At 56.3% G+C, this 6579-nt stretch carries 1 protein-coding gene; it reads right to left on the reverse strand.

The features are described 5' to 3' along the window. Positions 1–5868: carbohydrate-binding protein (locus B5F54_RS16835; RefSeq protein WP_140400414.1), on the reverse strand; the 5868-nt coding region annotated here is incomplete at its 3' end. Positions 5869–6579 lie beyond the last annotated feature (711 nt).

The raw sequence follows: 6579 nt of genomic DNA on the forward strand, positions 1-6579 counted from the left end.
GTTCACCGTGTTCTGGAGGATGGACATATCCGCACGCATTTCCAGCTTGTCGATCGCTGCCTGCAAGTTGTCATATGCCTCGTCTACGTCCGCCTTCAGGGCGTCTTCCTCTGCATACACGTCTTTCGCCGCGTCGAGCGCTTCCTCGAAGCCCTCGGTCGTGCCCGGCTTGAACTGATCCAGCATGTCTTTCAGCTGCTCTGCAATGTTGATCAGCGGCAGCAGGGTTTCCTTATCGCCCGCTTCGAATTCCAACAGGTGCATTGCATCCAGCAGGTCGCTCCAAGCCTCTTTGACTTCTTCTTCGGTTGCGCCCGCATCGTCATAGACTTCCTGTGCCTTTGCCAGGGCGTTTTCGAAGAATTCCTTGGCAGACGGCACCAGGCTGTCGATCACGTCCTGCGGCACAGCGTTGGCCTCTTCCAATACGATGCCCAAGATGCTCTTATCCACGCTTGTGAACGTGAAGCACAGGGTCGTGCTCTCGCCCGGCATCGTGAAGGTGTACGTGCAGCCGTCCGCTGCAAACTCGATGTCCTCGCCGTTGAGCTGCGCTCCGGAGAACGCGCCGTCCGTCGGGGTGAAGGTGAAGACCAGCTCTTCACCCGGCTGTACCTTTGCGCCGTAGATCGCATCTGTGGAGATGATTTCCTCCGCTTCGCCCTCGACGCTCATCGATGCGTTGCCGCTCCACTGTACCGTCAGCAGCTGCGGTTCCTTCGGCAGTTCCGTCACATGTACGGATGCGCCTTCTGCGGTATACGGGACCTCTTCGCCATTCCAATCGCTCAGCACGATGTCTTTCAAGCCAAACGTGTAATCGCCTTCCGCCATATCTGCGGATGCGGTAAACTTCGCCGTGAACAGGCTGTCCAGATCCACCGGCAGGCCCCCGTCGAGATCCCCAGAGATGTATCCAAAGTTTACCTCCAATACATCGTCATGGATGCTATAGGACATCTCGTCCTTGATCGCCTCGTTCGGCGTAACCTCTGTGCAGGCCATGCCTTCCGGATACGTCATGATCATCTGCAAGCCTGCCACTGGGCTTTCCAGCGCATCCAGGCCGCTGATCGTGCCCTTCACTTCAAACTCGCTGCCTGCTGCTACCGTCTCCGGTGCTTCCAGGCCAAGCGCGACAGACTGTGCAGGCGCCTCTTCGCCCACGGTTACCGTTACGGACGAAGCAGGCATCACAAAGGAATATTCTCCCTCTGCAAGCTTGGTAAATTCTACAGGCTGCCCGTTTGCATCCTGAATGGAGATCGTTTCCACATCCGGGGAAACATGCAGCGAAACAGGCTCGTTTTCATAGTAGAAACGGAAATCCGTTGCCGCTGCCGCATCGGAAGCTTCCACAATGTCAACCGGGTTGTAAACTTCCAAAGCTTCCTTATCGCCATCGAAGAAATAGGTTTGCAGAATCAAGCGCATGGTGTTCCGGATGTTGCGCTCCAGGGTCTTTCTGGAGAGGGAACCGTCAGCCAGCGCATCGCGCACTTCCTGCATTTGCAGGCTGCCCGGCGCGCCCTCTGGGTCGTCGGAGCTGCCGCAGGAGGGCATTTTCAGGTCGTTCCCCGCTTTGATCTCTTCGACCAAAGTGGATTCGCTGCCCCAGTCCGTCATAACCATGCCCTTAAAGTTCCACTCGTTGCGCAGGACTTCTGTGAGCAGGTCTTCGTCTTCTGCTGCGCGCGTGCCGTTGATCAAATTGTAGGAGGACATCACGCACCACGGCTGGGCTTCTTTGACCGCAATTTCAAACGGGCGCAGGTAAATTTCGCGCATTGCACGCTCCGAAACCATACTGTCGCTGTTTTTGCGGTAATTCTCGCTGTTGTTTGCAGAGAAATGTTTGAGCGTCGCGGAGACATCCCCGGACTGGATGCCGCGGATCTGCGCCGCCGCCATCTTACCGGCGATGAACGGGTCTTCGGAATAATATTCGAAGTTCCGGCCGCACATCGGGTTGCGGTGGATATTCGTGCTGGGGGTCAACAGGATCGGGAAACCGTCCTGCCCCATGGAGAGATCCTTATACTGGTCCAGCGTCTTAAAGGTCTTGGCCTCTTCTGCGCTGGCTTTGCCCGCTTCTTCCACCAGGCTGGGATTCCATGTGCATGCCTGTAGCGTTGCGCAGGGCCATGCCGTGGCGGTGTACTTATTGTTCCGGATTCCCGCAGGGCCGTCCGCCGTTTGCAAGCGCGGGACGCCGTATTCCAGGATCTCTTTTGTGCAGGCGGTGTTTGCGCCGTCCACAATCTCTCTGGGGTTGTCGCTGCCGGTGCCGCGCGAAAGCAGGATGAGTTGTTCATCCGAGAGCTGCTCCACAAACGCAGTCATCAGCGATGGGTCTTCCGCCACGTCTTCCAGCAGGATCGGCTCTTCCGGCGCATTGGCAGCTTTTGCCGTGCTCTCCGTCAGAGAAGCCGCAGTGGCTGCTGGCTGTGCAGAAGATGCCTGTTCCATTACATCCGTTGTTTCCTCGTTCGACCAGACAGTTGTTTCATAGCTGTCCGGCCCGGTTCCATCCAAGCGCCGTTCGAGCTTCTTCTCGTCGTTGACCGGCTGGAACACCTTGGTAAGCTGTTCCGTCACGGTCAGTTCGTCCACTGTATACACGCCAGCGGTCTCAACGTCGCGCACCGAATTGCCGACCAAAATAGTATAATCGCCCGGCTCCAGCACAAAGGCAGATTCTTTTCCGGTCTTTCCGATGTCGTCGTAGGAGGACATATCGGAAATATCGAAGGACATCGTCACGGTCTGGGACTCATCCGGTTGCAGCAGGTCGGTCTTCTGGAAGGCCGCCAGCTCCAGGGCCGGTTTGGGCAAATCGCCCTCCGGGGCGCTGAAATAGGTCTGCACCACTTCTTTGCCCGCCACGTCGCCGGTGTTGGTCACTGTTGCGGACACATCGATGGTGCCCTTCTCCTCGTTTGCAACCGCCGTGACATCGTCGATTGCAAAGGTGGTATAGGACAGGCCATAGCCAAACGGGAAGATCACTTTCTCTTTTGCAAAGGTTTCAAAATACCGGTATCCAACGAAAATATCCTCTTCGTAGGACACCCAGGCGTTTCTGCCGGAGTTTTCATAGACATATGCGGACGGGTAATCGTCAAAGCTGGTCACAAACGTATCCGTCAGTTTGCCGGACGGGTTGACCTCGCCGCAGAGTGCGTTGGCCACCGCAATGCCGCCCTCCATACCGGGCTGCCATGCGAGGAATACCGCATCCACGCTCTTCCCGTCGTCGCTCTTGACTGTGTTCAGCCAGTTCATATCCATCACAACGCCGATGTTCATAACCACGACAACCTTGTCGAATTTATTCAGCGCGGTGCGGATCAATTCTTGTTCACGGCTGCGCAGGTAGTATTCGCCCGCCTTGATTCCGATGTCGGAACCTTCGCCCGTGCGGCGGCGCAGGACCACCACTGCGGTGGCGTTCTCCTGTGCGGCGGCCTCGTCGATCAGCTGCACCAGTTCGCCGGTCATCTCCGGCTCGTCGGTGCCATATCCGGCGCCCACGCGGGTCGCATACTGGGAATAAAAATCGCTCAACGGCTCATAGAGGCGGATCTTGTTGTTTGCCGCCTTGTCCAGCAATCCCTCTTGGATGGTGCGGACATACGGGGACTCCACGTCGCCAGAACCGCTGCCGCCCTTGACGTAGTTCGCCTGCCCGATGCCGAGCAGCGCCACCGTGGTCTCCGGCTTGAGCGGAAGGGCTTCATTGTCGTTTTTCAGCAGGACCACGCCTTCCTCGGCGATCTCGCGGGAAAGCCGGCCGTGCTCGGTCGATTCGTCAATCAGCGGGACGACCATATCTTCGGAGACAATTTCCGGATTCGAACGGGAGCGCGCCCGCACGGTCACGGACTCCGCCGGGTCGCCGAACGATACGCTCAGCAGGCCATATTCGCTGATCTTGGCGCTGGTTGCGCCCTCCACTTCCCAAGTGACAAACGGGTCGCAGCCTTCATCGCCCTGAACGGTCGCGAAGAAAGACGTCGTCTTTCCCTTGATCGCCTGGCGGGGCTCCTCCGTATAGATCGAGACGCCCGTCACCTGCGCATCGGGATCGACTTCCAGTTTTTCAAATTTCAACAAGCTGAGGTTGAACTGCTTTGTAAGGGCGATGCGCACCGTATGGCTACCCGCTTCCAGATGGACGCCCACAGGGTCGGTTTCTTCCCAGTTCTGCCATCCGCCGGTGCCGTCGTGGTTGATGATCGCCGCCAGTTCGCCATCGATGTAGCACTCCATCCCCACAAGATCCGGCTCGGTCGTTGCACGTGCGACATGCGCCATGAACTTAAAGTCGCCGGCGATTTCCTGCGGGATGTTGAGGTTGTATTCCAGCCAGTCCCCAGCCATGGTCGACGTGGGGTTCTTCCCGCTCGCTACCTCTGGGTCCGAGCAATCTTCCAGGCCGAAGTTCTTGGAGCCGCGGGAGAAATTGGACGCCTCCACTTTGATGACGTCGCTGATGGTTTTTTCCTGCGAGAATTTGATCAAGCTGAGGTTAAACTGCTTGACAAAGGACACACGCAGGGTGTGCGTCCCCTCTGTCAGCCGGACCACCACAGGGTCGGTCTCCACCCAGGCCTTCCAGCCGCCGGTGCCCGCACGGACATAGTTGACCACCGGTTCGCCGTCCAGGGTTGCTTCCATCTGGATGTCGCCCGGGGCCGTCCCGGCGCGCGCAACGTGCATGGTCAAATAGTAAGCGTCCGCCATTTCCGCGGAGACGTCAAAGGTGTATTCCAGCCAATCCCCGTTGTAGGTACCTGCCGGAATAAGGCCGCTCTCCACCTCGGGGTCCTGCGCTTCCTCCGTGTTGAATTCTCTGGACGAATCCGTGTAGTTCACAGCATCGATCGTAAATTTTTTGTCTCCCTGGATCGCCCGCGTGAATTCCAATAGGCTCATATTACACTGTGCCGTGTAGACAACCCGGATCACATGTTCGCCCGCGCTCAAATCCAGTTCCAGCGGGTCCGAAGCTACCCAGCTCTTCCAGCCGCCGGTGCCTGCGCGGGAAATCTGCCCGGCAAGGTTGTCGTCCAGATAGACCTGCAAGCCGACCAAGCCGGGGTCTGTCCCTGCCCGGGCAACATTCATGGTCAGATTATATTTGCCCACCTGCTCATCCGGGACCGTTATACGGTATTCCACCCAGTCGCCGGCCATCATATACCGGGGGATCAGGCCGCCGGGGACGTCTGGATCGTCTCCGGACTCTGTTTCCACAGAATCTTTCGAAATACGCGCATACTCCATCACAGGGATTTGTACGCCATCGCGGATTTCAATCGGTTCCACCGCCAAAGCAAGATCAATCCAGCTGAGTTCAAAATCGCTGTTGAATGCAATGCGGATGGTATGTTCGCCCTGCGTCAGGGACAACTCCTGCGGCGTTGTTGTCATCCACGGAAGCCCTTCTCCGGCGGGATCGCCTTCTTCCACTGTGAGGGCGTGTACCATATCCACCAACACGTCCATACGGGGTCTTTCGCCCGCCGGGGACTGCACCCGGGCGGTGAACGCATATTTTCCATCTTCTGGCACAGAGACCTGGAATTCCAGCCATTGCCCATTGTAGGTCTCGCCAGTCATCTGATCGTGGATCTTCAGCGGGTCGGTATTCTCTTTCAGAATGACGCTGTCCGAAGCCGCGCTATAGGCAGCGGACGCCAACTTCGCGGGCAATTCGACTGCCTCTGCCGTTTGCTGGGACGCCATTGCCTGCATAAGACCGGCTGTTTGGAGAGAGCTGTCCGCAGCGGACATGGATGAAAAGCCGGACAAGCCGATTACCATTGCCATGACAAACGCAAGGATTCTTTTTCTTCCTCTCATCTTTACACCAACTTTCCTTATCTTCAAACAAATTGCTTCCAAGTATTTTTTTGCTCCATCACCCCTTATTTTTAAATTTCTATCATCATGTTTGCATAAGCATTTATGAAAACCATTGCAAACGTGTTTTAGATTTATTTGTTGCTCTAATGAATAACATTAAAGTTTTCACCAAATCGCAGGCATAATCATACCATTTTTTATAGTATATCGTCAATAGCCTTTTCCATGTTCGCACAAAATCATTTTGCAAAGAATATTTTTTAATTGCTCTCAAGGCGCAGGAAATCCCAGCCCTGCGCGATTTCTGGGGCTGGGATTTTGCTATTTATAGGAAGAACTTTCCTTTTTGGCTTTTAGACCTCCGGTCAGGACGTAGGCACGCAGTGCCTCTCGCGGACGCGCAGCGTCTTTCGCGGACCTCCGGTCAGGACGCGCCTACGGCGTTCCCTAAGAAAGCAAGGTAAAAATCTTCATAAAGGCAGCCATCACAGCCCACCACATGTGAGAAATAGAAGGATCAAATACAGAAGGCCCCCACCCTGGGAACTCCCGGGGTGGGGGCCTTACCGTTATCGGGAAGAAGCCTTCCCGTTTATTTTAGATTAGCCGATCGGACGCGCAGCGTCTTTCTCGGACCTCCGGCCGGGACACGGGACACACAGTACCTTTCGCGCCTACGGGCGGCAGCCACAAAATCCAACCGCGATC

This window comes from Anaeromassilibacillus sp. An250 (assembly GCF_002159845.1).
GTDB classification, from domain to species: Bacteria; Bacillota; Clostridia; order Oscillospirales; family Acutalibacteraceae; genus Anaeromassilibacillus; species Anaeromassilibacillus stercoravium.